Annotated in this window: 29 protein-coding genes, 4 tRNA genes and 3 pseudogenes; all 36 read right to left on the bottom strand. The window is 46.4% G+C overall.

The annotated features are described in order from the left end of the window. Nucleotides 1–51: 51 nt before the first annotated feature. Nucleotides 52–5,499: a phage tail tape measure protein gene (locus FD38_RS00660; protein WP_057730230.1), complete on the bottom strand. Its 5,448-nt coding sequence runs from the start codon at nt 5,497–5,499 to the stop codon at nt 52–54. Nucleotides 5,500–5,733: 234 nt separating this feature from the next. Beyond that, nucleotides 5,734–6,267: a hypothetical protein gene (locus FD38_RS00655; RefSeq protein WP_057730228.1), complete on the bottom strand. Its 534-nt coding sequence runs from the start codon at nt 6,265–6,267 to the stop codon at nt 5,734–5,736. 14 nt (nt 6,268–6,281) lie between these two features. Continuing rightward, a complete protein-coding gene (locus tag FD38_RS00650) occupies nt 6,282–6,719 on the bottom strand; it encodes a hypothetical protein (protein ID WP_057730226.1) in 438 nt (145 codons plus the stop codon). A 16-nt stretch (nt 6,720–6,735) separates the two neighbouring features. Beyond that, on the bottom strand, nt 6,736–7,920 hold the full coding sequence (locus FD38_RS00645; protein ID WP_057730224.1) for a hypothetical protein: 1,185 nt from the start codon (nt 7,918–7,920) through the stop codon (nt 6,736–6,738). Beyond that, nucleotides 7,920–8,423: a phage neck terminator protein gene (locus tag FD38_RS00640; RefSeq protein ID WP_057730222.1), complete on the bottom strand. Its 504-nt coding sequence runs from the start codon at nt 8,421–8,423 to the stop codon at nt 7,920–7,922. The genes FD38_RS00645 and FD38_RS00640 overlap by 1 nt, the downstream gene beginning before the upstream one ends. Next, nucleotides 8,407–8,817, bottom strand: coding sequence for a hypothetical protein (locus tag FD38_RS00635; RefSeq protein ID WP_057730221.1), 411 nt, complete (start codon nt 8,815–8,817; stop codon nt 8,407–8,409). Before FD38_RS00635 ends, FD38_RS00640 begins: the two co-directional genes overlap by 17 nt. Beyond that, nucleotides 8,807–9,226 (bottom strand): hypothetical protein, encoded by a 420-nt coding sequence (locus tag FD38_RS00630; RefSeq protein WP_147007857.1) that lies wholly within the window; start codon nt 9,224–9,226, stop codon nt 8,807–8,809. Before FD38_RS00630 ends, FD38_RS00635 begins: the two co-directional genes overlap by 11 nt. Nucleotides 9,227–9,264: 38 nt before the next feature. Further along, nucleotides 9,265–9,483, bottom strand: a complete 219-nt coding sequence (locus FD38_RS00625) for a LysM peptidoglycan-binding domain-containing protein (protein WP_162254312.1) — start codon at nt 9,481–9,483, stop codon at nt 9,265–9,267. A gap of 15 nt (nt 9,484–9,498) precedes the next feature. Continuing rightward, nucleotides 9,499–9,831: a hypothetical protein gene (locus tag FD38_RS00620; RefSeq protein WP_057730216.1), complete on the bottom strand. Its 333-nt coding sequence runs from the start codon at nt 9,829–9,831 to the stop codon at nt 9,499–9,501. Nucleotides 9,832–9,842: 11 nt separating this feature from the next. Further along, entirely contained in the window at nt 9,843–10,115 is a 273-nt protein-coding gene (locus FD38_RS00615; protein WP_057730214.1) for a hypothetical protein, read from the bottom strand. Between the two features lie 10 nt (nt 10,116–10,125). Next, a pseudogene (locus FD38_RS13135) lies at nt 10,126–10,215 on the bottom strand (hypothetical protein); the annotation flags it as partial. A 44-nt stretch (nt 10,216–10,259) separates the two neighbouring features. Continuing rightward, on the bottom strand, nt 10,260–11,378 hold the full coding sequence (locus FD38_RS00610) for a major capsid protein (RefSeq protein WP_057730212.1): 1,119 nt from the start codon (nt 11,376–11,378) through the stop codon (nt 10,260–10,262). 12 nt (nt 11,379–11,390) lie between these two features. Next, nucleotides 11,391–11,783, bottom strand: a complete 393-nt coding sequence (locus FD38_RS00605; protein ID WP_057730210.1) for a hypothetical protein — start codon at nt 11,781–11,783, stop codon at nt 11,391–11,393. Between the two features lie 18 nt (nt 11,784–11,801). Further along, nucleotides 11,802–12,473, bottom strand: coding sequence for a capsid assembly scaffolding protein Gp46 family protein (locus FD38_RS00600; protein WP_057730208.1), 672 nt, complete (start codon nt 12,471–12,473; stop codon nt 11,802–11,804). Nucleotides 12,474–12,655: 182 nt separating this feature from the next. After that, nucleotides 12,656–12,844 carry a hypothetical protein gene (locus FD38_RS00595; protein ID WP_057730207.1) on the bottom strand — a complete coding sequence of 63 codons (189 nt, stop codon included), beginning with the start codon at nt 12,842–12,844 and terminating at the stop codon, nt 12,656–12,658. A 6-nt stretch (nt 12,845–12,850) separates the two neighbouring features. Then, nucleotides 12,851–14,020 (bottom strand): DUF6883 domain-containing protein, encoded by a 1,170-nt coding sequence (locus FD38_RS00590; RefSeq protein ID WP_147007859.1) that lies wholly within the window; start codon nt 14,018–14,020, stop codon nt 12,851–12,853. A 145-nt stretch (nt 14,021–14,165) separates the two neighbouring features. Continuing rightward, nucleotides 14,166–15,788 carry a phage portal protein gene (locus FD38_RS00585; protein WP_057730203.1) on the bottom strand — a complete coding sequence of 541 codons (1,623 nt, stop codon included), beginning with the start codon at nt 15,786–15,788 and terminating at the stop codon, nt 14,166–14,168. A gap of 14 nt (nt 15,789–15,802) precedes the next feature. Next, nucleotides 15,803–16,732: pseudogene (locus tag FD38_RS00580) on the bottom strand (PBSX family phage terminase large subunit); the annotation flags it as partial. 201 nt (nt 16,733–16,933) lie between these two features. Continuing rightward, complete coding sequence (locus FD38_RS12505) at nt 16,934–17,596, bottom strand: hypothetical protein (protein ID WP_083485230.1); 663 nt, start codon at nt 17,594–17,596, stop codon at nt 16,934–16,936. Between the two features lie 138 nt (nt 17,597–17,734). Continuing rightward, nucleotides 17,735–18,064: pseudogene (locus FD38_RS00575) on the bottom strand (PBSX family phage terminase large subunit); the annotation flags it as partial. A gap of 113 nt (nt 18,065–18,177) precedes the next feature. Next, nucleotides 18,178–18,993 (bottom strand): terminase small subunit, encoded by an 816-nt coding sequence (locus tag FD38_RS00570; RefSeq protein WP_057730200.1) that lies wholly within the window; start codon nt 18,991–18,993, stop codon nt 18,178–18,180. Between the two features lie 33 nt (nt 18,994–19,026). Next, on the bottom strand, nt 19,027–19,284 hold the full coding sequence (locus FD38_RS00565) for a hypothetical protein (protein ID WP_057730198.1): 258 nt from the start codon (nt 19,282–19,284) through the stop codon (nt 19,027–19,029). Between the two features lie 253 nt (nt 19,285–19,537). Further along, nucleotides 19,538–19,609 (bottom strand) — tRNA-Trp (locus FD38_RS00560). Between the two features lie 5 nt (nt 19,610–19,614). Next, nucleotides 19,615–19,701 (bottom strand) — tRNA-Ser (locus tag FD38_RS00555). A gap of 310 nt (nt 19,702–20,011) precedes the next feature. Then, nucleotides 20,012–20,084: transfer RNA gene (locus FD38_RS00550), tRNA-Asn, on the bottom strand. Between the two features lie 5 nt (nt 20,085–20,089). Beyond that, nucleotides 20,090–20,162, bottom strand: a tRNA-Lys gene (locus FD38_RS00545). 700 nt (nt 20,163–20,862) lie between these two features. Beyond that, on the bottom strand, nt 20,863–21,333 hold the full coding sequence (locus tag FD38_RS00540) for an ArpU family phage packaging/lysis transcriptional regulator (RefSeq protein ID WP_057730196.1): 471 nt from the start codon (nt 21,331–21,333) through the stop codon (nt 20,863–20,865). Nucleotides 21,334–21,639: 306 nt separating this feature from the next. Continuing rightward, entirely contained in the window at nt 21,640–22,197 is a 558-nt protein-coding gene (locus FD38_RS00530; RefSeq protein WP_057730192.1) for a hypothetical protein, read from the bottom strand. Next, a complete protein-coding gene (locus FD38_RS12715; protein ID WP_147007860.1) occupies nt 22,145–22,426 on the bottom strand; it encodes a hypothetical protein in 282 nt (93 codons plus the stop codon). Before FD38_RS12715 ends, FD38_RS00530 begins: the two co-directional genes overlap by 53 nt. A gap of 9 nt (nt 22,427–22,435) precedes the next feature. Beyond that, a complete protein-coding gene (locus tag FD38_RS00525; protein WP_057730190.1) occupies nt 22,436–22,888 on the bottom strand; it encodes a hypothetical protein in 453 nt (150 codons plus the stop codon). 31 nt (nt 22,889–22,919) lie between these two features. Then, nucleotides 22,920–23,177, bottom strand: a complete 258-nt coding sequence (locus FD38_RS00520; protein WP_147007861.1) for a hypothetical protein — start codon at nt 23,175–23,177, stop codon at nt 22,920–22,922. After that, nucleotides 23,155–23,595, bottom strand: coding sequence for a DUF1642 domain-containing protein (locus tag FD38_RS12965; RefSeq protein WP_225430810.1), 441 nt, complete (start codon nt 23,593–23,595; stop codon nt 23,155–23,157). The genes FD38_RS00520 and FD38_RS12965 overlap by 23 nt, the downstream gene beginning before the upstream one ends. A gap of 255 nt (nt 23,596–23,850) precedes the next feature. Continuing rightward, nucleotides 23,851–24,285, bottom strand: a complete 435-nt coding sequence (locus FD38_RS00505; RefSeq protein WP_057730186.1) for a hypothetical protein — start codon at nt 24,283–24,285, stop codon at nt 23,851–23,853. A gap of 3 nt (nt 24,286–24,288) precedes the next feature. Beyond that, complete coding sequence (locus tag FD38_RS00500; RefSeq protein ID WP_057730184.1) at nt 24,289–24,519, bottom strand: hypothetical protein; 231 nt, start codon at nt 24,517–24,519, stop codon at nt 24,289–24,291. Further along, on the bottom strand, nt 24,516–24,899 hold the full coding sequence (locus FD38_RS00495; protein WP_057730183.1) for a hypothetical protein: 384 nt from the start codon (nt 24,897–24,899) through the stop codon (nt 24,516–24,518). Before FD38_RS00495 ends, FD38_RS00500 begins: the two co-directional genes overlap by 4 nt. Beyond that, nucleotides 24,896–25,261 (bottom strand): RusA family crossover junction endodeoxyribonuclease, encoded by a 366-nt coding sequence (locus tag FD38_RS12960; protein WP_057730181.1) that lies wholly within the window; start codon nt 25,259–25,261, stop codon nt 24,896–24,898. Before FD38_RS12960 ends, FD38_RS00495 begins: the two co-directional genes overlap by 4 nt. Nucleotides 25,262–25,319: the final 58 nt, after the last annotated feature.

Below are 25,319 nucleotides of genomic sequence, written 5' to 3'. Positions count from 1 at the left end.
TCCTCTTGATTTTCTATGTAAAAGGCCTCCCATCGCTGAGAGACCTGTTTTCTATTCTGCTGACATGAGTTTCATAGCCAGATTGTTCATCTTGGCTTCAAAATCACGTTGACTTTGAGTTTCCTGTTTAGCAATCGTCTTGCGTACAGCTTCTGGATCACTGACGCCTTGAATCACGTACTTAGGACTATACGTAATCTGTGGACGGAGAACCATCCCCCCTTTAGAAGGTTGGGTAGTCGATACGCTTTGTTTAGAGAACTTAGTCTGCGATTCTTTCATCTTGGCAAACTCACGCTGCATTTTAGCGAACGTTTTAAGCTGACCAAACATGCTGTTAGGCGCTTTGTTGGCGCGATCACTCATGGCTTCCAGCAACAGTTTGTCCGCCGTTGGGCGGCTGGTGTTAATAGCGACCTCTGATTGACCTGGGACTTCGCCAAAAACATTAAGCTTTCCGTTTTTTGCCCAGCCGCCGTTTGCATGCAAGGCCGCTTCAACTTTCCGAGCGCCATCAACGTGTTCGGCCGTGTAACCGCCACGCTCCCAACCACTTGAAAAACGCGCGGCTAGCGAGGCAACTGAACCTTTTCCGCGAAGGACGCTACGTAATAGTGCACTGTCGGAGCCTTCACCCCTAAGGGCAAAGGCGAGTTGAACGCCAGCATCTTTCCAGCTCTTACCGTGCTTTCTAGCGTAATTCATCAGATTAGTTTTCCGGCCACCTAGCCATTGCCCTAAGCCTGATGCACCACCACTTGAATTAACGGCTCCTGTGTTAAGACCACCGGATTCAAAGTTCCAGTTTCCTAGAACGGCAGCAATACCATTTTCTGTAGCTGCCGGATATAACTTCTTAAACGCTGCAGCTAGGGCATTAACACGCTTAGATAAGCTGCCTGAAAGGCTTAAGCTCCCAACATCTTCCTCGCTGAGGTTTTTAGAAACCCACTTAAGTCGACTACCAAGTTCTGACTTAACTAGCTTAGATAATGCCGTGTTCTTACTCTTTGCCTTAGACTTAGCAACGCCAGAGCTATTTCCGTGCATTTTGGTAACATCGTACCAACCGCTGGTAGATAACATATTCTTCTTAAGTGGATTTCCTTTGGTAACTCCAATATGAACGTGAGAACCTGAGCCTGTCCCAACTAATTTACCCAGCGTAGCAATACGCTGGCCTGTCTTTATTGTGTCACCAACACCAACTTTAATGTTATTCATTCCGCCAAATTCCTGGTAAATTTCTTGAAAGCCATCATCGCTTTTGACGATGATGACCTTACCTAAGTCAGGAATTCCAACGCCACCAATTCTGGATACTATTCCGCCATGAATAGCTCTAATGGCAGAACCCAATGATCCACTAAAGTCAACACCATCATGAGTAGCGCCTTTACCATAGTATTGGGCACGAGATGTTCCAAATCCATCTTCCTTAGTAAGGCCAGGCGTATGGGCCCAGTTACCACCCGCACCGGCACCACCAGACATCGCATCCTTCAGTTGGGACCATACCTCGGCATTCCAAGGCTTCCCAACGTGGTTGGCAGCACCCTTGGAGGTTGCCATCAGACTGTTCCCAAGGAACGTATTTTTGCCGCCCTTAAGGTTGCTGGTAAAATCACGGCTCCATGCCACCTTAGGGTTCTTATCGCTTCGCTTGATCAGGCGCCGTAAGCCGTCCGTCCCTTTTGCAAAGTGCGGTAAAGCCCCGACATCTTGAAGCTGTGCGGTTTCGGTCCCATTAAGGACTTCATCCCCCGGACCAAGCGGTAAGACCACATCGTTACCCTTAGGCATGTAAGCTCGGCCGTTGGGCTTAACGATGGTTTCCTGCCGTGGACCAATTTTTGCATCGTTCACAACCGCCATCGTGTGCTTACTGATAGGGCCTCTACTACCTTGGGCGTAGTGAATAAGAGGTAGGACACTACCACCGCCACCAAACTTGTTCAGTACCGTATTAATCCCACTAATACCGCCATTCAATTGCTTGATAGTGGCCGCCATTTCCTTGTGGGCGTAACCCGGTAACTTACCGAATATCTTGTCAAAGTCTGATACCATGGCCTGCGTAACGGAGTTCATCCCTTTATGCAGTTGGTTCATTTGAATCATTGAGCCCTTTTGCATGGTATCAAAATCACTGACGGTATTTTTCCGAATGGTATCGGTCCGTTTGTTAGTGCCCTTCTGGATGCCAGTAAATTCGCTAAGATTAGTCTTGCTGAGAAGTTTGACGCTCTTAGTTGACTCCTTCTGCATCGTTGACCAGGACTTCTTAGAGCCCTTTTGTAGCTTGGTCAGGGACTTCAATGAAGTCTTAGAAGAAGCGCCGTAGGCATCGAATTTGAGGCTCGTTGTTCCCCTATTCTTACCCTTGACTAGCTTAGTAGTTCCACTAGCATAACCTGGAAGAGTCATCCCCCGACCAAGGCCACCAGCAGCCACTGCAGCGGAATCACGTGCATTTAGAATTCGCTCACCAGAGTGAACTCGCTCTAATGCCGGGCCGTTTTGACCCAGCCAACGCATATACCCCTTACCTGGGTGATAAGCCATTTCTCGGCCCTGTTCGCCCACGAGGGCCATATGGTTAGTTTGCATGTACCCACCAGCTGCATGAGCAAACCCGGTTTGAACGTTGAGCTTAGGCTTACTACCTTTTGAACTCTTTGACTTGCCGAGATTATTCAATTGCTTTTGGTTGGCTTGGGCACCTTTTACTGTTGAATCGACAGCCTTAGGAGTAAACGAAGCGTTGCCCCCGCCTACCCAACTTTCGATTGTCTTGATGGGATGTGCCAGGAACTTACCGATGTTTTTACCAAGGTCAACAATTCCGTCCCAAACCGTCTTCAAAATATCGCCAAGAACATTCTTGATCGTGCCAAAAATTCCGGAGAAAATTTGAACGGCATCGCCCCAGATATTCTTCCAACGGCCGTGAATCAAGTCACTGACCAGTTTAAATACACCAGAGACTGTCTTGATCAAGCCTTCTAAAACGTGAGCCGCTACTTTGATAGCAGTCTTAACCACCGCACCAAATACCTTAAAGGCAACACCAGCAACTTTCATAGTCGGAACTAAGATAACCTTGAAGAGTTTCAAAGTATCCTTGATGGCCGCGCTACCATTCTTACCGGAGAGCGGCTTTACCACATAGCGAGTCCACGCTTTAGAGATCCCCTTAGTTGCGGAGTCCCAAACCCTCGTAATTGACTTGATGGTCGTCCTGAACGGGCTGAGTAGACTACTAAAGGTCTTTTTCACGCCAGCAACTGCTGACCCAATCGACTTCTTTAACTTTTTGGGTAGAGTTTTCTGAATCGTTGACCCAACTTTGGCACCAAGAGCCTGGCCAATCTCAGCACCGGCCATCCCCCCAATGGGGCCAAACATCGAACCAATCGCACCACCAGCGAGCATCCCTCCGGCGGACCCAACCTTTTTACCAGCATTTTTGTGATTCATACCGATTAAGTTAGTTCCAGCCACAGCAACGTCTAAGACCGGCAACTTACCAGCAAGCTTTAGCCCACCCTTGGCTAGTCTTCCTGCTGTAGTAGCTCCGGGGATGTGTGCTAATGCCCCCGCACCTCGTGAAGCTAAGGATTTAACTCCGTTTTTGGCAAAATTAAAACCGCCCTTAGTTTTAGAGGCGGCATAAACTGCTGCGGATTTAATTCCTGAACCTAGTTTCGTTCCAGCCATCCAGTTAACGGCTTTAGAACCACCTCGACGCATACCTGACCAGTTCCAGCCATTCATTACTAGACTTCCTGGAGTCTTTACTCGGCTACTGAAGTGCGAGGTTCCAGAGCGTAAGCTTTCGCGTCCAGTTGCTGGCTTCTTACCGCCAACCCCCAGGAGACTTCCCACTAAGCCTGATAATCCACCGCCTTTACTCTTACCACTAAACCCGGCCATGGCAGTTAATGCCGCGTGCATCTTCATCAATGAGCCGGCCGCTAACGCTAATGGACCAACTACGGCGGCCAACCCAACACCAAGACTAATGAACTTCTTAGTTGGTTCTGGTAATGCCTGGAACCCTTCCAGCATATCCGCCAAGGCCTTAGTAATCTTAGTTAGCGATGGCATCCACGCATTAGCAATATTGACACCCGAGCCAATTAGCCCCTGTTTAAGCCGATCCCATTGCTTTTGGAGCGTGTTCATGTTCTTCTCGGACAAAGTAGCAACGTAACCCTTACCGTGGTTCATGTTCTGAGACTTTTGAACCTTTTTATCCAGAGCATCGACCTGCTTGTAAGTTTCACCCAGAGTTTGAGCCGCACTAGAGGCGTTAACCCCGAAAAGTTGCGCATAAATCGCACCCTTTTCAGTGTGGCTTAAATTCATTTTGTTCATCTTAGTCGCAAGTTTTCCAAAAATATCCTGAATTGGCAAAAGTTCCTTGTGGGCATCACGGAAGTCACTATAGCTTAATCCTAAACGCTTCATTGCGTTAGGTGCTTTCCCCTTTGTCGGAGGACTAGTTAAACGCTGGTAGATTTGCCGCATTGAGGTCCCAGCCTGGCTACCATCAATCCCCGAATTGGAAAGTTGACCAATTGCTGAAACTGTCGTGTGTAGCGACTGGTGGGCGGCGTGCGCATCAGGCCCAGAGAACTTAAGTGCTTCACCTAAGTCACTGAAACTCGTCGCCGTCAGGTCAGCTGAGTACGCCATCTGGTTAATGGCCGTCTTGCTGGCTGCGGCCATCCCCTTAACGGAGTTCACTTTCATCCCAAATTGTTCGATAGCCGACGCCGCGTTGTTCACGACATCGGCGTAAGCATCGCCGGAAGCGATAGCCCCCTGCAGATAGGACTTCTGCGAACCTAAAGCCTGATTAGACGTATATCCACGCCGAATCAGCGTTTCATACCCAGCGCCAATCTTTTTCTGCGCGACTCCATAGGTGTTGGCATACTTTGCCCCGTCCCGTTGCATCGCCGCTACGTTCTTGGTGACCTCCGCCTGCTTTTCACCACCGGTTACGGCTAAATTATTGATCACTTTATACCGGTTTTGCAGGCTGGCAGCCGTCTTCAAAGCTGCCCCGGCCCCCAGTACTACTGCACCCGTTACGGCCGTTGCCTTAGCCCCAAAGGACTGCATCTTACTTCCCAGCTCACCCAAGTCACGAGTTTGCTTTTTAAAGTAGGAGGTTCCAGTAGCCTTCTTCATCGTCCGAGAAAGGTTCGTGGTCTTCGTGTTGACCCAATCAATCTTGCTACCAGTCCGACCGACGGCCCCCGTTAGGCTGTCAAACCCACGAGTCTCCTGACGAATGCTTTCGGGGATGCGACTATTACTAGCCTCACGATTTAGCTTACCAACGGCAGTTTTAGCACCGTCAACGGACTTGCTTAACCCAGGAACCAGCTTATCAAGTTGTTGAATGGTCTTTTTCATCCCATCGAGATTGGAAAGGCCATCAATGTCAATTCGATAATTAATCCTGTCTCCAGCAATGTCAGGCATTACGACCCCTCCTTAGCTCCAAAGGCTAAGGCAATCGCGGAAGCCTGCGTGTACTTATTCATCTTCGTGCGCTGCTCCGTCGCGTACTGCAGAATGCTTAACTCATTCCCCGACATCCTGCTGATTTCCTCACGAGTGATGTTCACGGCTCCGTGAATGTATGCCGACCATTCCATTGCTAGTTCGGGGTTCTTCTCAAAGATTTTCTCAATCTGACGCTTATTGAAGAAAATATTAGTTCTTGAGATAAAACGTGACGATGATGCTCATCACATCATCGAGTTCGGCTTTAGTCATCCCAATCTGAGATAGACTCTTAAGCGTTGCCTTGTGGATTGGCGCGCGATTAACCAGAACGACACGAATGATTTCACTCAAAATCATCTTGTAAACACCTAAGTTGTTAACCGTGATGTAACGATCACCGCTCTGCGTTTCGTTAATTCGAACTTGGTTATCAGACAGCTTCGTGCTGACCTCTAAATCAGGCTTAACTACCGTAATTCGAAGTTTCTTACCATTCTTCAGGTCGTAGTCCAGGTTGAAGTTATCATCAACCGTAATTTCTTCATCGTCCCCACGGCTGATAGATGGTAAGGTGTCCATGACTTCGGGATGAGTATCCGTCGCCTGATCAGTAGCCGGAGTCGCTACCGGAGTTGCATCCCCCGTTACCGAAGTCCCCGGATTAGCCTTTCCAGCATTCACACCACCGGGAACCCCTGCTGCAGGGTTGTTGTTTTCAGTAATTGCATCTTGGTTATTCATAAAATCCTCCTAAATTAAGCGGCCTTGTTGCCTTCCAAAGAAATCTTGTTGCATGAGAACCCGGCGTCAACCGTCTGGGCAGTCCCACCAACGTTAATATCTGGATTCTTAGTGAGTAGCGCTTTACTCGTAAAGATGTGTTCGTATGGCGTCGTAACATCAATCTTGTGGTACCCAGTCGATGCACCAAAGCCCATGATGTCTTGCCAAGTATCAGAAGCCCGATTCAAGTGAATTGTCATCGTCCCACGGCCATCGTGGTTCTTAACAGCGGTACCAGCACCCTGAGCATCAATTTCCATCGTGACGTTATCAGTCGTCCAAGTAACCGACACCATATCGTTACCGTTGAAGTATTTGACCAGCTTGTCATCCAAGTAGATGGCTACGTCGGCCGCATCGAACAAAGGTTCGTCATCTTCAAGCGTGTTAGCTAAATTTTGTCCAGCCATTATTTTTCCCCCTCTCTTACATCACAATCGTGTTTTCAATGTAGACGTCTTCAACCATCCCCATTGGGTGGTACTTCGTCTTGACACCACGCATTTCACGCTTTGTTTCATAGCTCTTCGGTAGTTGCGATGGCGTCAGGTAATCAACCTCGTAATCGGGCTTACCCGTCTCATTGCCATCGGCGTCAACGGCCGGTGCGATAATGTCCAGGTCACCGGCATCCAGGAAAGTACCCCGAATTACATTCACAATAGCGTTGAACCCAACTTCGCTATAAGGAATACCCTGGGCCGCGTTCTGAATGAACAGGTTGGCAATCCGAGCAGTCGCTTCGTTTTGAATCCAATCCCAGCCAAGAATGGTATCGATGTGAATCCCATCGGCAGACATCCGAGAACTAGTAATCCGTGGAGAATCAAGCACATAAGCGTAGGTAACGATGTTGTGCTTATCCAGTTCGGCAAGATCATCCGGCGTAAAGTCGAACCGGTCCTGCGGCTTGGTATAGGGTAAGTCTCCCAGTGCATACTTAACGGCTGCGTGAGGATTCCGCCCGTCTTCCGAACCAATAAACGCAGCATCTAACACGTTGTTGTAGGTGTCCTGAACATCGGCCGTAGAGTCATCCACCTTTGGTAAGGTGAACTTCATCGTCCGCTTGTTATCGGAATATCCTTGCAACTTAGTAGGATCATCGGCGTACAGGATAAACATCCCCGTGTTCTGCAACTCAATGAAGTTAGAAATCGCCTGGGCTACTTCATCATCGAAATCCACTAAAAACCACATTTGTGGCCCCGCAAAGTAATACTTTTTCAGAGCAGTCACAGCCCCGGTTGCATCAGCAGTCAACGTTGGGGATGCACTCCCAGCATCGGCCGTCACTTTAGCGCCATCCCCCGTTGCTTCAGACTGCACGTTTGTAGGATCACCTTCCGCAGAAGCAACTGGTGCGTAAGTCAGCGCCAACAAACTTGAAGCTTCGTTATTTGCAGAGAAGTAGGCCCGTGCCTTCTTCCAAAACGGGGAGTACATCTCAAAATCTTCGGTAACGGCATCTAAGTCGTCGTAAACCTTGATTCCTTGCTTGTCCCCTTTGACTAATCCACCAGCAAAAACGGCCTTAGCAGCGGTCGTATACTGGTTTGAGATGTGAGCCGGGGAAATCCGGTTCACCGTACTGAATAACGTACTGGCCATTATTCATCCTCCTTTTGGGTATTAAAAAAGCCCTCAACGGCGCTGATTACGTCGATAGGGCTTGTGTAGTGTCTGTAGTATTGAATCGTCAAATCAAATCCGTGGTGGTAAACGGCGCTAAAGGGTAAATCTGTCAGTGACCGGGATCGCGCAGGCGTTGCCTTTTGGATCGTAATGCCAGCGTTAGTGCGCAAAAGCTGTCGAACGTAAGGGTCCAACAAATAGGTCCTTAAGTCCCCACAAATTTGCATCCCTTGACCCATGACCTTAGCAAATACGTCTATGCTAATCACTGCTTCGAAGGTCCCATCATTGGCAGTCGCATCGCTAAAAACGGGGTCATCAAACGTTAAAGGAAAGTAGGTCACAAACGGAGGTTGCTTTACCTGTGCAATCTGTGCATTAGGGACGACCTCACACCCCGTTATTTTCCCAATCACGCCAACTAACGGTGCAAGCTTTTCTTCAAAGTCCAGCGTCTTTTTATTAAACGGCTGGCTCAAGGGCGTCATCCCCCTTCAGGTAGTAGACAAAGATGTTAGCCGTGTTGTCATTAGGGGCCACCTCGTCAATCTGGAAGATATGCCCCTTACACTCAACTAACGTGCCTACCCGAAATTCGCGTTCGGAATACCAGGCATACTCCCGAGGGATAGTATTGCCGCCACCTCCGAGTGACTGGGCCATCATGGCAGACAAAACCGCACTAGAAGACCGTGGTACGACCGGATCATTATAAGATTCGACATTAGAATCATCGGTTAAATCATCCCTGGTGAACGGAATTACCTCATTCAAGGCATTTTTCTTACCACCATCGAGAACATTCAGCTGGGGATGCACCTTAACGGGTACGGCGTAGATGCTCAACGCTTCATATAAATCGTCATTGTCCACGTTTTAGGACCTCCTCATCAATTGAGCGATAAAGCCCGCCAGTATCAACTAGCGGCTGGTCACGTCCCTTTTTCTTGATGGTACTTGGAGCGTTGGCCGGACTGACGATGTCAATCTGATGGCGGACGTCCTGAACCATACGTTTTCCGACTAACTTATAGGCCGCATTCCCCGTTAATCTGCCCTCAACAACGCCCTTAACCGCCTCACGACTAACAAACCGCCAACCATGCTTAGAATTGCGATAAACGGCCCCACGTAAAAAAGAACGCGCCGGGATTTTACTAGTCCCAAACTCGTTGTAGCGGACAATCTTTTGTAATTCTTCAGGCGTATGCTCCGGGACTGGCTTAATTGCCCCAACACTCACCTCAGCGGCATTTAATTGCTTCAAACGTCGTTTCTGCATGGTTAATTTTTTCAGGACCTTATCCGCCCCAGATTCCATTAGACAACCAGCGGAATCTTCAGCGTCTTACCAGCAGCCAATTCGTTACCTTGTAACCCATTAGCTGCATTTAAAGCACCCACAGTCGTCTTATCCCGGAGCTTCAACCACAGCCCGTAAACCGTATCGCCTTCTTGCACCCGGTAAGTCGCAAACGGAACTTCTCGTTGGTTAATGAGAACTTGTCCCACCGGTTTAAAGCTATTTGTTTTTGCCAAGTTAATCATCCCTTCTTATAAAATTTGAATTCCGTACTCTCCGTAGCCTTGCTCGCTTAGTAAGTCTTGGAACTCTCCCCAAGCATCATCAGACATCGCCTGATCAAACTTAGTAGCAGTCGCATTCTCAGCCTTAATCGTCTGGAACCGTTCCTTGTGCTTAATGACTCGCAAAAATAGCAAGTGGCAGGCATACAGCCGCACAGCCCGATCAATATTTTCATCCGTAATATTGTACGTTTTAACGGAGTTCCGAGCATCCCCAATGGCTAACGCAATTTCTGCAGCACCGATGGTCGAATACTTCTTCTGGCCAGTAATCTGTTTTGAAATCTCTTCATCAGTCATTTAATCAGCTCCTAGCCAGCTTTAACGGTGGCCCCATCCTCGGTTGGCGTACTCGTTACATTGGTCGGAGCCGCTTCCTGAGCCTGTTTGACTGTGAAACCAGGCACCGGTACCCGATTAGATTCCGTCAGAATACCGGCATCGTCAGTATGGGTCGACTCATAATCTCCGGTTGGCACTACAGTTCCTGCAGCAAGCCCAGTAATTACAGCGCCTTCCGTATCGGTACCCGTTGCTACCGGCGTAGTCCCATCCTTTTTGTACACATTTAATTTAGTAGCCATATTTTGCCTCCTAAGCAATGTAAGCTAACAGCTGGGCCTTGGTGTCGGAAGTCTTATAAGTGACTCCATGTTCGTCAAGGTAGGCCTTAATCTGGTCATTCGTCCAGCTGTCGTCGGGAACGCCGCCTTCTTCAGACGGCGTTACTAGTTTTTTGGTGTTTCAGCTTCCCCATCCCCAGAATTTTCTTCGCTGGGTGTCGACTTTTCAGGGGTCGATGCTGGTGCAGGTTCAGTCCCAGCAACGTTCATAATCACGATATTACGAGCCTTATCTAGGGCAGGTAGTACCTTCTGGGAGACGTGAGTCATGGTTGCAACCGGATTATCAACTCGCTTGGTGTACATCGTGATACCATCAGAGGTTCGTGATAATTGGTAATGAGGATCTCCCGCCAGCCCCATGTCTTCAGCGGTATCTGTCCAACTCATACGACCAACGCCGCCCTCTGGGATAAGCACGACCATATCGTCGGGAATAAAGCGGTTTGAGCCAACACCCTTGTTGTAAATCAATGGTTGCACCCCACCAAGAATATCCACAAATAATGCCTTCGCTGCTGTTTGTGACATCCCAATATTGGTATTAGTTTTATTCAAGGATAGGCTATTAATAACTTCGCCAGAGTGAGCTAACTTACGGAAAGTACGGCCATTCATAATGGCATACGCAATCGTCGTACCATTATCGTCAGCAATTTTATCAATCTGATCTTGAATATCGGCTAGCGGGGATGAATCCATAGTTCCCCAGGCCGTTTTAACCGTAACTTTATGTTCGTCCGGAATTTTGAAATCACGTTTGTAGAGAATTCCATCACTGGTTACGCTAATTAACCCTGTGGTGAGGGCTTGCATGGCCAACACTTCACGGGTAAACAGTGCGTCTGTCAACAGAGATGCTGGATCCTTATACTGAGTATCCGTAATTGCTTTGATTTGCGCCGAATTGGCATTATTAGCTAATGCCCGCTTAATATCATTACGTCGCTTTTCGTTCATGGATTTGTAGTTCTTAAAAGGAATCGCCTTTAAAGTCTCACTTTCAAACCCAATGTTGTCGCGCTTAATGGATCCGACATCGTCCGTGGTAGCCGTCATCATTTCGGCTGGGTGATCTTCCCCATACAGCATTTCAATTTCATCCGTGTTGCTATAAGTTAAATCAAACAAGCTCTGATACAGGTAAGGCGCTCGTTCATTTGCCCGTGCATCCCACCACCCAATGATAGAGGTTGGATTTTCAATATCTGCAATTGTACGCATTCGTTATCCCTCCTAGTACCGGTCAACGACAGAAATCTTAGGTAAGACTGCCTTTAAAGCCTTCTTGAGTTCTGACGTATAGACCTTTTGCGTATCCTCATCCATTTGATGACGATTAATCGTTCCAGAAATAATGATTGAGGCCGGAACTGGGCCATCCAAAATGTTGTAATCTTGACGCAAGATACCCTGTGCAACGGTTGCATCCGTTGTTGGAACCAGCACCACGGAACCATCATTATTCAAATCGAACTCTTTATCGGCGGTTAGTAACGTCCCACCACGCATATACTTATTACCGTCCGCATCGGCCACCATACTAGGGTCATTAATCATCCCCGGAATAAGCGTGGCGTTTTCATCATCCAGCAAAATATCATGACTGGTTACAAACTTCTTTGCCATAGTATTCCCTCCTGTACTTTATTTAAAATTATCCAAGGAAGCTCGTGAATTATTGGATTCAGCAATCGATTTGCCAAAGTCAGTCAAGCTTTCGTTACCGTGCTTCGTAGCATTGGGGATGTGCCCCGCTTGGTATTCCTTGCGAACGGCATCCTCAGTTGTCTTACGAACATTGGTAATGAAGTCTAACAGCTTGCTAGCATTATCGATGGTCTTGTCGTGGTCGTCCGTTACCAAGACCTCAACGATGTTCTTAGGAACATCGATTCCACTCTCAGTAAATACGCTCAGAGTTTCATCAACCGTGTCACGGCGAGCCATCTGCGCCTTCAGAGCAGCAATTTCCTGTTGCTCTGGGCTCTTAGGCTTTTCCTTGTTCTTATCCCCGCCACGTAGCTTCTCTAACTCAGCTTGTGCCTGATCAAGTTGCGCTTGCAGCTCATTTTTTCGACTTTGTTCCTTACCAATGCGTCCCTTTAGCTTTTTGATAACTGCATCATTGGAATTATCATCACTATTTGGTTTTTCATCGTCGGAACTGCTTGAATCGTCATTTCCATTCGAATTATTAGTGTTGGATTCATCCCCAGTATGATCAATTTCATCGTTTGCCTGGTCACCATTATTCTGGATATCATCCTCAGCAAAATACTGCAGGTTCATTGGCATAATCGTTTCTAAATTCTTCATAATCACTTGCTCCTTTCGCGCATTTAAAGCCGTGGGAGGCTCTCGGGTTGTTGTTTTACGCCAGCAACACATGGAAAATGGCACAGAAAAAAGCCGATTCACCGACAAATACCGAGTGATCGACCCTTTAAAGTTATTTGTTAAATTTATGCACTGCCATATCCGGCATTAAGGTTCCGCGCCTATTTAGGGCGATACGTTATTTTAACGACATGAGAATTATCAGAAGCAAATTGCTCGTAATCAGGATAGTCACCATCTGATTTAATCTCTTTTTCTAACAACAAGTCCCCGTTTGGATAGTCCTCAAGGACAGCCGCTTCCGTGCCATCATCAAGAATTACACAATCAAATTCTTTAGCTTCCAACATTTCCCATCACCTCTTTTTATCCTTGATATATGGAGAAGTTAGCCTTGTACCTTTTTCATCAACAATCCATGCAGTAAGTACGGTATGTGTTTGTCCATTTGGACCCGTTACCGGAATGTCAACTTCATACCGAGGACCATGTCCCACATCCTTTTTAGGAATCGCAGGAATTTTTACTACTCCTTCACGAATCTGATCCACTAAACCATACTTCTTATAATTTTCTTTAGTATAACCTAAAGCCGATTTGAAAACACGGGCTTTGTCTTTCCCTTTGGGGCTAGTAAAGTCCAACGCGTAATGGTCAAACTTCGCATCCGGAATAATTACATTTTTAGCATCCGGTAGCGGTACAGTTTGTGGCGCATCACGGGTGCCTGACCCGTGTGTGTTTGTTTTGGAACCATCTTCCTGATTGCTTACTGTAGACTCGATTGCTCTTGCTACTACTGCTCCTTTTACTGCTTTTACCAGAGGGGTATCAATATGCGGAATTTTACTACATCGACAATTAGGATGACTGCTCCCAGGAATACTTGGCGCTTCATCAATAAGATACGGTCCCTCGTTAGCCAGACCTAAGCATTTTGTGCACGCCCCTGGCTCAGTGACCCAATCAACCTTGGTGACCTTTAGTATGCGATAGGTCGTCATATTAGCCTCATCGATTAAACGCGCGGACTCACTGCGAACTAATCGCTGTGAGATGTAATCCATCTGCTTAACTCGATCAGCGACTGACTGGGTTGGCTTGAACTGTTTGGGATTCATGTGTGATTCAAGTAGCTTACCTAAATCCTTTAAATCCATGCCATGCCGAATGTGGCGATTTATCAATCGTTCAACATCCCCAGCCAGTTCATCGTTGTGTTCCCACAAGCGGTCCGACCACTGTGCCACATTTCTCGGGTCAGTGATCACACTAACTTCGTGTTTTGCCACACCTACTTGCTTAGGGGTAAGGCTATATCCCTTCTTGAGGTAGCTATACTGACGCTTAATGTCATCCCCAACGCGCTTAGCAATTGCCCGTTGATTACGCGAAGTCAACTGTAGGAGTCCTAAGGCGATAATCGCAATTAACATGTGCCGCTTATCGATGTCCTTATAGCTACCAGAGTAAAAGTCTAGCCGGTCAGTCGCTTCATCCGGCCAATTACGAATATCCAACTCCACAATCGCCCGCCGAAACTCCTGGCGATCCCATCTAGACACTTTGCGGCGTACCTGGGTAAGCGACAATCCCGTTTCGTCGGCATATTGCGTGTAGAAGGCTGTGAGGTGGTCCCTAATGTACCGGAGACACTCGTTTAGATACTGCTCACTTTGTTGGTCCGTTTGATTGTCCTGATTGACCAGTTGCTGGATATGATTCCGTTCCTGCTGCTGGGTTATCAACTACGCCACCGCCCTTCTTCTGGTCGGATAGGTAGCTTTGCAATTGGGGGGCCACTAAGTCAGCTTCCTCGGCCTCCTGGTCCTTTAAGCGTTGAACCGCCTTTTCAGGATTATCAATGCCTGAGAAGAGCCCCAGCTTGGTCACGTCATCAACTTGACCATTCATCTTTTGGACGATGTCTGCTTCTTCAGCCAAGTTATGGGGGATGCTCCGTTTATGATCGAATGCTAGATCGCTCACTTTTAGTGACGATTCTCGCCAGACATCGTTAAAGAGAATCCCAAATAGCTGACGTAATGCCTTATCCATCTTAAGGGCTTTCGTCCGTGCCTTAGCCTGCATCGGCTGGTAACGTTGCAGCAACGCAACTCCGCTAATAGCTTGAGCCGACATCCCCATGCTAGAATCGTTCAGGTTCACCACTTGGCTAATCTGATAAACCAGGTCAATCGCCCGGTTTAGGAAATTTTCCTGCGTCTCATCATTAGAATCAGGCGTCATAAACTCAGCACTCGGTTGGATTGACGTATCATTCGTAAATGAAGCCTTTTTACTAAGATAGAGGTTAATCAACCGGTTATCCTGAATCTCTCTAAGCTGCTCTTCACTCAGCTTGACACCCTTGATCACCAGGTAAGCATCAGCAAACGACGAAATATCATTTGTCTTGGCTGACAGCACACTGTCAATCGCATCAATCAGGCTGATAACGTCATCAAAAATCCCAGTCCGTTCGTCATCCTCCGCAAACTCGATTAACGGTAGTTGGCTAAACTTATACATGTCGCTCTTTCGGACGGCTCTAGGATTAGCAACATCGGCGTTAGTCACCGATACCGTTCCATCTTTCTTTTCCAGCACGTAATTAGCGTTCTTCGTGATCAACGTGGGGATGATTTCGCCATCCCCGGTTGAGTACCGGATACCAAACAACGGGTTGTGCATCACCGTGTCGTCATAAACAACAATTGTGTCACGCGGCGAGCTAACGGTAAAGTTAAGGTTCCCCTCTACCAGGTAAGCATAAAGATAGGAACGTCCGTAGATGTCCGCCTGCTTGGCCCATTCGCTAAAGACGTCCGAGTAATCGCATTCAGTTAACCACGCTTGAATCTTATCGTTCCAATCGTCATCCCCACTACCATCAGTCTGATGCTTAATGGAGACCGGGTCCCCACTAAAATAGCCGTTAAACGTATTGACCAGCTTCTTTGGTAGGTTAATCACCAACCGAGAATCCGGCTTGTTTAGCGGCTTTTTTTCACGATGAATAATGTCATAATGGCGGCCTTTGTAGTAATCCCGCTTCATGCGGTATTTCTGGGCAATAACCTGATTATGGTAAGTAGCAATGCTAAACACATCATCTAAGTGATCTAGAATATTCAGGTCAGCCGAGTACAAAAACACATCGTCATCCGTCAAGCTAACATTTTGACTCAGCTTGATTTCTTCAGAACCAGCGTAGTCTTCTATTCTCAGCGGCCGACCGCTCAACAGGAAATCCTGATTATTAGCCGCACTAAATTGTTGTGCAATATCCAATGTCTAACCGCCTCCTAATAGTTTGGCAATACCTGCATCCCCGATTCATCCGTTTCCGGTGCTAAGACGCCCATACAGAAGTAACGCATGGCGTCCATCGCATGGTCGTGCTCCTTAACAACTTTATCCTCACCGTGTTGCGCAGCCTTATCGTCCCAGACGTAGCTGGCCAACTCTTTGAACAGGTTGGTTAGCCCCGGGGTAAACATGATTCGACCGTTACTCATCAATGACTGAGTTAGCCTGATACCATCTAACACATCGTTGTTAGCGGGGATGACCTCGTAACCACGTTGCTGAAGTAAGATGGCAAAGTGAACCGCCGACGGGTCCAGAATGATTGGTGCTTTAATAGTTCCCCGAAAGTGAGATGAACCATCCCCCTGATCAGAGAGAAAACGGGCCAGGTCATCCGCATATTGGCCGTCCGTCTTCTGATGGCTGTTAGAGGCCGCACGACCGTTGTAGTAGTATTCCTTTAGGCAATACCAGATACCATTAGAAAAGCCCCACAGCAGGAAAACTGTGGGGTTCAATGCGCCATAATCGGCTGATACTACATAATTTGTAATCTTACTTGGGGCCGGTGGGGATGTGACCATCGTTTCACGACTAAAGTTGTCGTAAATCACACCATCGCTCAATACCCACTGGCCTAGAATATACCGTTGATAGAAAACGCCCGTATACATTCGCTCATACCGTTCAATCGTCTCGGTTGAGAGGGATGGATTATCCTTCATGGTGAAATGAATGTGAACGGCTTTGTGCTCGTCCAGCTTGTCCAACCACTTCAGCTTGAACCAGTGGTAGGGGCCGCTGGGATTGCAATTAAACCAAAATTTCGCACCGTCCACGCTGGCCCGGGCGGTTGCCTGACTAACAAAACTCTCTGGCATCAATGCAACTTCATCAAAAAAGAAGCCTGCGACCGTGATCATTTGTTATCGCGCTGGCTTTTTATCCTACGCATCTTACACTTTCATGTAAGCTCAGCATACATTTTCGACCATAAAAAAAGACCATATTACTATGGCCAATGGTCGTCGGAGACTCTTGGGGGAGTTATATTCTTCTTGAAGGTTCATCCCCTATGCGTTACGGTGAGCCACCTATTTTAATAGGTGCTTTACCTCGGTATTAGCTTATCTTAGTTTTTTCGGATACAGAATTTCCTCAACCGTCTTACCCTTTCTTCGCCTATCTGCAAGCGTAGAATACGGTAAGCCAATTTTTCTTGCCCATTCTGGCATTGTCATGGTAATTCCGTCATGAGTTAAGACGATATTGTTGCGTTTATTATCGGCTTGCTGATACACATCTGCCCATCGGCAATTTTTCGGTTCATAATTTCCATTAAAATCTATACGATCAATACTCTTGTCTTCAGAATATCCATGGCTGATTGACCAATCATAGAAATTGCGAAAATCATCTAACCACTCTGAACAAATACGAATTCCACGTCCACCGTATAAATCAAATTGCGGATAATTTTTATCATAACAACGCTCCCGCATTTTGTAATATATTTTGTAGATTCGCGTTTGTGATAAGCCATGAGAAGCTTTAGGGTTATGCTGCTCCATAAATGTCTTATTTACCTGAGTCCTATAACATCCACAGCTTACTACATGCCCAGGGTTATTTAGAGCATCACGTCTCCTAACGACAACGCTTCCACACTCACATTTGCATTTCCAATAAATTCGATAAGTCTTTTTACCATTTGGACGAACATGAATTTCTCTATGATCAAATGCAATTACTGTAAGCAACCCAAATTTCTGACCAACAATATCTTTCATGGAAAACGCCGCCTTTCTACAATAATTATACTACATAGAAGCCGGCAAACGTTATTTCCTATTCAATCTTAAAACTTAGCCTTCACCGATTTTCCCCAATGTTTACCTAATTATTACTAATTAGGGGAGCATCATTTTACCCTGTACTAGGTCTTGGCTTCCTTCGTCTTTGCCCCCGAAGAGGTAGAACAGATTGGTTGTACTGCCGTAGGTAATTTCCAATAGGTTATCTGCCCGGCGGTCTTTAACTCGATAGTGGCGTCCTCTCAACATACGAATTAGAGGACGTATAACGTTTCGGCGTAGTGACCCGATAGTTTTACCGGCAATACCGAACTGCTCACCACGGTAGTTAGTCATCCCCCATAGGACGTACGATAACGACATGATTAAAGTCTTACCCGCACGAACAGAGCCATCGCAAATAAGGGCTTCCTTATCTCGACGATTGAGCCACTCAGGATGCATTGATACTACTTTACTTGTATCCTTGGCCGCTGAAAGTCGTGGGTCCATCCACCAATTCAGCACTTCAAATTGCTTATCAGAGAATGGCGTAAATTCAAACTGCGCAGCGTTCATTAATCATCATCCCCTTTAGGTAAGCTACTCTGTTTGGCTCGGGTGATAATGGCCTGCAGCAGGCTATCTTCATCAGAATCGGTAACCTTGGCCGCAGGTAATCGATCAATCAGCTCGCGCATAGCCTTTTGCTTGTCATAGAGTTCGACCACTAGGCCGTCTCGGCCTTTGTGAATGCTCTTGACCACGGACCAATCGATTTGATCAGACGGCTTGAGATAGATGTCAGTAACGTGAAACTTCACAGGATTGTCGCTCGTGTCCAGAACAGTTCCCGTTTCTGGATCAGTTGCAATCTCTTCTTGCACGTTGTACTTGATGATATCGCCCAGACTGGAAAACGCCTGCTTCGCGTATTCACGCAAAATATCTTCGGACGTCAAAAATAGGTCGCCCTGCTCTTGTTCCTTCAGGTCGCCCAGTAATTTTTGCACGTTAGCATTTGCCATCAGTCGACTACTATTTGCGTGGGCTACCGCGTAATTGGCCTTATAGGCTTGTTGGTATGCCCAGGTCGCATTGAAACGCTGCAGGTAGTAGACGCAGAAGAGCTTCTGCTTGTCGTTCAATCCACTGGCGTTCAACTTAGCAATAGCTGCTTCGGCGTTGCGTCGTGACGCGTCATCGTCGTGTTGCGTTGCAACGTTACATTGTTTCGTTTCACTTGGTGGGGCATCCCCCGACCGCTGCCACTTCTCACGATTCTTCCGTGAGCGTAGCGTTGTCGGCTTAACCCCATACTTATCTGCTAAGTCTTTAGCCGTTGCAGTGGACGTTTCATAGTCCTTTTTGATTTTCTCCCAATCGACGTCCATTACATATCACCACACCCCATCTAATCTATCAGCTTAGGCCTCGTGATTGTACGGAGCCTCAATATCAATTCCGGCCATTTGGCAGGCCATGTAAAATGCTTTATCGTCCGTAAAGCCGGCCTTTAATGCTTGATTGTAGGTATACCACGTAACCGTGGTTGCGTTATTTACGGTTACATCCATGGTCCCATCATCGATTTCACGTTTTAGGGTCTGAGCGCGAACTGCGTCCTGATTTGCGATTTCACCGATTTTGTCACCAAACAGCTTAATAAATTCATTTTTGTCCAATTGTCTATCCTCCAGTAATTAAAATTGCGCCAAAACCCCAACAAGAATACCTAATCCCAACGTAAGCAATCCTAAAATCAGATCTAAAATTAGATTAGTTATAATATAACGTTTCATAGGCATCCCCCACTAAAGCTTTCTGCATTTCAAGACGGTATTTATTCTAATGATTCAAGATTTTTCGTATTACCATAGTCTACGCACGAAAAAAGCAGTCCTCACTTAGAAGACTGACTTTTAATAAAACATTACACGCCTCACCAAGGAATCGAACCTCGATCAGCGGTTTTGGAGACCGCTATGCTGGCCATTACACCAGTGAGACAAATACGGAGCGAGCTGGATTCGAACCAGCATCACGGGATTACCGTGTAACGGCTTAGCAAGCCGCTGCAGTACCATTATGCTTACCGCTCCAAGACGGGCACTTTAGAAACAAATTTTAGAGGTGTTTTCACCTCCTCGTTTGGGGGATGTGCCCGTACAATCAAGTTTTCTGTGTTGGCTGGGAGTTAAACCCAGCTGTGTCGGTCGTCAGCGGGAAATCCTATCATGGCCCCTTGCGCCCTGTCCTTGGCAAAACATGTTACTTCGGTCAACACATATAACTGGCAGCGGGATTCGAACCCGCAAATCGGCTACCATAGTACCAGTCAGTTTCTCTACTCCTAACAATCCACATCAAGTTCTATTGGGGGTATCGACGGGGATGACCATCCCCCGTCAACGTGTCTTGTTGGGCTCGAACCAACGACAACCGGCTTAACAGGCCGACGCTCTACCGACTGAGCTAAAGACACATAAATGGATCTTACTGGATTCGAACCAGTGACTCCCGGATTAAAAGTCCGGTGCTCTACCAACTGAGCTAAAGGTCCAGAGAAGCATTCCGCATTGGTTTGCGTGGCTCGCTTAAATCCTAGAAATATTATGCTACGGACTCGCCAACGCCTACATATCAGGAGCTACCCGATATGCTGTTGACGTCTCACATGGTCCGGGCCGGTACGATGACCGCCAACTTTCAGGAATTGTAGGCATATTTGTATCCAATTTTGGATTTTCTGTATGCGTAGATTATCCCCACTCGTACCCATCTAAGTCCTTATACCCGGCGTTACCCGGTTCAACTACGAAGCACTCTTAGTGGCATCCCCCGTTGGTTCTGATGGTCGCCAAACCACCATTATGCTGAGGACGATTATTACCGTTATGAGTGCGGACCCGACAGTGCATTTTTCTGCCGATTTGCTACCTTCAATGACACGCGCAGCCCTTTCTTTCAGACCAGCCAACCGAATCGGCATTTGTAATCCATCAGGTATCCTTGATGGACGGCATAGCGACTAACAGCCATCAGCGTGGGCGGGATTAACCATCCCTTATACACCAGCTTGAATGCTAGGCAGTTTCTGACTTACCCGGGTCAATGACGAGAGGTGGACTTGAACCACCAGCAAAGCCTGTCTTCGTCTCGTCGCCAACTAACAAAGGCGTGTTTTAATCCTTGGCACACTACTAATATAACCCCATTTTTCAGTTAAAAAGTTCGGTCAAAGTACGCTAAAAGTTCGTTTTTCAGTTCCATTCAAGAAACTCATCAAAGTTAAGATCAGGTGCGCTAATTCCCCGTTTAGCCAATCGCCCCAGGAAAGCGTAGTAGAACTCCATCATGGCCGCCGTCTTCCGCTCAGAATACCGGGTGTGCTGATAATGAATGATTCGGCGAATCTTTGCCTCCCGTTCATCCATTACCAGTGAGCGCCATACAATCGCGCAGCTAATGCTGGTGATGTTATTGAGTGCCTCCATCGTGCAGTCCACAATAACCTGCTGATCGGCTTGCTTGGATAGGTCACTATCAAAGTCCCCGTTCACACCTGGGGCTTTCGGCATCCCATCATACTGTGGTGACCGTAGCGCCGATATTTTCTTACCGGACAGCAGCACTAGTCGCTGGAAGTCCTGACGGAAATACCGCTTAACGTCGTGCTTAATCTCTTTTGAACCCCTTGGTTTAGCCATCAATTCAGTTTGTACGCCCTCCACGTTGATCCAACTCCTTCACTGCCTGTGGTATAATTAATTGTCGATTAATTATGTTGTGAGGAAGCTGTCCATACATGGACGGCTTTTTTTATTAACCGAGAGACTCCTCAAAATCCTTAAGTGACCTTCCGGAAACATCTAAACGTCTACCATCAATCAAATAGACAGTAATACCGTTCTCGTCGCCCCTATCTTGAACGAAAGCAATGTTATTCAGGTTAATTAAGACTGTCCCCAAATGGACCCACTTAGGTTCATTTACTAACCATTTGGTTGCATTCTTATCGACTCGTTGAATATGCCCCACTACTTTGATCCCCTTTTCTTTTTTAAAAACCAACTGCCAATTTTACTAGCAGCTCGCTTAAAAATACCTGGCTTATGAACTGGCGCATCCTCATGAGGGACTACTTTCGGTGTTGGTGCAACCTGGGGATGGGGATCTTCTATCGTTTTCTTTATCATTGACTCAAGGGCTTCATCTTGCAATACCCGTAGTCGCTCAATCTCTTTATACTGTTCGAGTGCGTACGCGGCCAATTCATGGTATTTACGGCCCTCACTACTCATTTCCTGTTTTCTTAGCCGTTCTACGCGACGCCATCTATTATTCATTTCGCCCTCCAAATCTGCAATACGTGTGTCTATCATTTGAACATGCCTAATCATCTTATTAACCTGCATTATCATCAATGGCAATTGATCATCTAGAGTGAGTTGCAGACGGCCACGCTCATCTATACGCTCAAATAAGTCTTCAATTAGTTGAGAAATGTTTTCACGTTCAATTTTAAGGAGTTCGATTTCACTTCTATTTATCTTCGCGTTTGCCTTTCCACAAGTCCAAGTCGTAATCTGGCTCATCTCGCTTTCCCCACAAAGTATGTGAATACTCAGCAATTGCTTGGGCTAACTCTGCCGGTACAAAGTTAGCCCAAGAACCAGACGACCAAATTGTGTAGTGATCAGGATCATTGCGATCAATTAAAGCCTTTAGATCACTATCCTGATTAATAACCATGATTGCGTTAGGGGTAACTCTGGTTTTGAAACCATTTCGCTCCGCAATCCGTGCTAATTCTTTATATTTCATGTCGCCCTCCTAATTTAATTTTCTCCCACACATTGGACAAAAGTTAATGTCTAACGTAGGCGTATCCAATGCGTCAATGTAAATTTGTGCTGAACCAGGATCAATACTAACTTCGGGATATCCATACCCATCGTGTGGTAGTCTCTGCCCAACTTGAAGTTCATAATTCCACTCAGGTTCGTTCCCTTCGTCTACGTGACAATAAGGACAATCCTTCTGACCTTGGAATCTCTTTTTGTGGGCATCGATAGCAGTTTGAGGAGCTAAATCTAACATCACCTTAGCAAACGAAGGGCCACCTACATCTACCACAGTTGCAAACTGGCCATTAAACAGTACAAGTTGTCCAATTTGAAGCTGGTCTACTATTTCAGGATTGTCACTGCTTCTAATTCCATCTAGGGTAACGATTCCGTCCCAGTAATCATCGTGTTTGGATGTTTCAGAGTTCTTCAAATTCAATTTAATCCCCCTATCTGAAATAGAAATCTTATTAACCAAGAAACTGGCCGATTATGAAATCAATGATGTCTGGATCATCTTTTTCCAATGTACGCCATGCTTTGCTGACTTCATCCATACAACCACTTGAAACACGGGAGTAAAGGTCAAAGACCCCAATATAAAACGGTTCATCTCTGTCACAAATATCATAAAAGGCACCCACTACAATGGCGTTAGCATTCTCCTGTTCCACACTCACATCACCTTTACATAAATTAAAAGCTTTATTCAGTAACTTGATACCCATCTAACCATGCCCGTGCAAAGATTTCGTCACTACCACTTTTTCTAAAAAATCCACTGATTTCCCGACGTTCAGATGGAGCAATAACCTTTAACCTCGCCAAGTTGTTTGGTGTCTGCGTAAATACCCAGTAAAGATTACGCTTCTTACTTTTGGCGTAAATAAGTACATTAGACACCGCTTCAGGAATCACCGGCAGCTTCATATAAGTCTTCTGGAAAACGTCATCAGCAATCGCCCAGTGTTCGCCATTGATTCCCGTTGCAATCCAATCACCGGTATTAAAAACCATGCCTCCTTCCAGGGTATCAATTGACCATTGGCCGTTATAGAGAGACGTTAAATCATATTTATTAATCATGCCTACTGATTCCTCAAATTGCTCGGCTTCAATAGGTATCGTTTTTACATATCTATTCAAAATTATTGCTCCCTACATAAAGTAAAAATTTAAGCCATATAATATCCAGCCTTTACAGCCTCTAACCAGTCTTGTCTGATCCAGATGCTTCGGCCGGTGTCAATTCCACCATAGCAATTCACCTTGCAATCAACGTGAATCCAATCCTCATTTTGATACTTGCCAAATACCTTTTTCTCTTCAGAGGTTAAAGACCTGATGGACCACCCAGGCTGAATATACTGCTCTAGAAATCCCACTATGACATCCCCCCCTTCATTTCACTTCCACTGTTTTCAGCCCCACATACTGAAGTGGAAATTTAATTTGTCTTGGTGTAAAAGTCATGCCGTAGGGATCGAAGTCAAACGACATTCTATAGAACGGGCCCGTCATCAAAGTCTCGACAGACATCCCCCGTAAATACTGCCCCGCTTTATTTTGTAGCCGATATCGTATTTCCTTTTTGTCATTCGGCGTATGAGCCAGTTCCGCAGCCAGCTTTCGCGCCTCCTTATCCTCTGGCCCTTTCTTAACCTGTGGAAACATGGGATTTACTAACACTCGCTCATTTTGATAAGTCACTCTAAACAGCCACACACCATAACGAGTTACAGTAATTTCAGTTTCAGCTTGGTAATTGTCCTTAAGCTGCACATCGTACATGAGTCCAAGTTCACGAATCTTATCAATGAATTCTTTAATTTTCATCTATCATTCATCCCTCCAAACGCAAACAACCGAGTAATGATGGCAGCAATCGCGGTTCACGATAATGCAACGTTCTTTAGCTTCGCGCAACGTTTGGTGCAACGTTGCACCGAACTGACCTTTCGTCCACCCTGGCTGTGTTGCTGTGAATACCTCTTCGTCCCCGATGGTGCCTTTCTCATAGTTACAGTCATCAACCACCGCGACGGCGTAGCCAATTGGTTTCTTGATCATAAATGCACCTCCGCCATTTTCTCAATGCTGATGCCGTGGTCCTGACCATGAGTGAAAATCAGCCTCTTTATCGTTAAATCTGAAATACGATAAGTCTTTTTGATTTCCTTCTTGGAAGAAAAATTAATCGTGACCCCATCTAAAGTAACCGCATAGCGGGCCGTCTCAATTTTCTTAACCTTCGTATTTCCCAGAGTATTTTTCCAAATGATTGCTTCTTCGGCTAAATGCTCATCATTGGTCATCTTAAGCGGGTACGGCATCTCCCTAGCGTTCAGTGAGTCACGACGAAAGTGAGTTAGACGCCACTTATTGCATTCTGCCATTGTTTTGCCGGAGTATACGATTTTCCCCGTTCGAGCATTGCTGACATAAATCATGGTTGACCTCCTAACGCTTCAATTTCTACACGCGGATGTTCCTTGTCAATGTAAAACTCATCAACAAACCCCGTGATGTGTTTCAAGTTGTCATTGTCCAAGAATCCACACTGTTGAAACCCGTCTAAGATGAATTTCTTAGCAAAAGCCACGTTGTCTGGATCCTTACGCTTATCCTTTAAATACCACGTGAATTTAAGCCGACACGGCCAGTTAAAATGTATCCCGGCATTCATCCCCGCCCGTGTGTAAACGCTGCACAACGTTGTGTATTTGTGCTTTAATCCAGCCGCTGAATAACGGTTAGACCGTTCGCGATTAACATATTCATTCAAGCTCGGCAAAATTTCATCAATTACTATCTTCCTGAATTATTCATACCTTCCAAAAAAGTCGTCAGTTTTCATGTTTTTCAAAAAC

This window comes from Levilactobacillus zymae DSM 19395 (assembly GCF_001434115.1).
GTDB classification, from domain to species: Bacteria; Bacillota; Bacilli; order Lactobacillales; family Lactobacillaceae; genus Levilactobacillus; species Levilactobacillus zymae.
This window is presented reverse-complemented; position numbering and strand designations above follow the sequence as displayed.

Excerpts from the sequence above, each read along its gene's own strand:
- FD38_RS00655 (WP_057730228.1), bottom strand. The coding sequence starts at position 6,267 with ATGAATAACCAAGATGCAATTACTGAAAACAACAACCCTGCAGCAGGG.
- FD38_RS00505 (WP_057730186.1), bottom strand. The coding sequence starts at position 24,285 with ATGAAAATTAAAGAATTCATTGATAAGATTCGTGAACTTGGACTCATG.
- FD38_RS00645 (WP_057730224.1), bottom strand. The coding sequence starts at position 7,920 with ATGGCCAGTACGTTATTCAGTACGGTGAACCGGATTTCCCCGGCTCAC.
- FD38_RS12715 (WP_147007860.1), bottom strand. The coding sequence starts at position 22,426 with ATGAAATATAAAGAATTAGCACGGATTGCGGAGCGAAATGGTTTCAAA.
- FD38_RS00520 (WP_147007861.1), bottom strand. The coding sequence starts at position 23,177 with ATGGGTATCAAGTTACTGAATAAAGCTTTTAATTTATGTAAAGGTGAT.
- FD38_RS00495 (WP_057730183.1), bottom strand. The coding sequence starts at position 24,899 with ATGATTTATGTCAGCAATGCTCGAACGGGGAAAATCGTATACTCCGGC.
- FD38_RS00620 (WP_057730216.1), bottom strand. The coding sequence starts at position 9,831 with ATGACTGATGAAGAGATTTCAAAACAGATTACTGGCCAGAAGAAGTAT.
- FD38_RS00595 (WP_057730207.1), bottom strand. The coding sequence starts at position 12,844 with ATGTTGGAAGCTAAAGAATTTGATTGTGTAATTCTTGATGATGGCACG.
- FD38_RS00615 (WP_057730214.1), bottom strand. The coding sequence starts at position 10,115 with ATGGCTACTAAATTAAATGTGTACAAAAAGGATGGGACTACGCCGGTA.
- FD38_RS00650 (WP_057730226.1), bottom strand. The coding sequence starts at position 6,719 with ATGGCTGGACAAAATTTAGCTAACACGCTTGAAGATGACGAACCTTTG.
- FD38_RS00610 (WP_057730212.1), bottom strand. The coding sequence starts at position 11,378 with ATGCGTACAATTGCAGATATTGAAAATCCAACCTCTATCATTGGGTGG.
- FD38_RS00630 (WP_147007857.1), bottom strand. The coding sequence starts at position 9,226 with ATGCAGAAACGACGTTTGAAGCAATTAAATGCCGCTGAGGTGAGTGTT.
- FD38_RS00530 (WP_057730192.1), bottom strand. The coding sequence starts at position 22,197 with ATGAGCCAGATTACGACTTGGACTTGTGGAAAGGCAAACGCGAAGATA.
- FD38_RS00570 (WP_057730200.1), bottom strand. The coding sequence starts at position 18,993 with ATGGACGTCGATTGGGAGAAAATCAAAAAGGACTATGAAACGTCCACT.
- FD38_RS00605 (WP_057730210.1), bottom strand. The coding sequence starts at position 11,783 with ATGGCAAAGAAGTTTGTAACCAGTCATGATATTTTGCTGGATGATGAA.
- FD38_RS00660 (WP_057730230.1), bottom strand. The coding sequence starts at position 5,499 with ATGCCTGACATTGCTGGAGACAGGATTAATTATCGAATTGACATTGAT.
- FD38_RS00600 (WP_057730208.1), bottom strand. The coding sequence starts at position 12,473 with ATGAAGAATTTAGAAACGATTATGCCAATGAACCTGCAGTATTTTGCT.
- FD38_RS00500 (WP_057730184.1), bottom strand. The coding sequence starts at position 24,519 with ATGATCAAGAAACCAATTGGCTACGCCGTCGCGGTGGTTGATGACTGT.
- FD38_RS12505 (WP_083485230.1), bottom strand. The coding sequence starts at position 17,596 with ATGAAAGATATTGTTGGTCAGAAATTTGGGTTGCTTACAGTAATTGCA.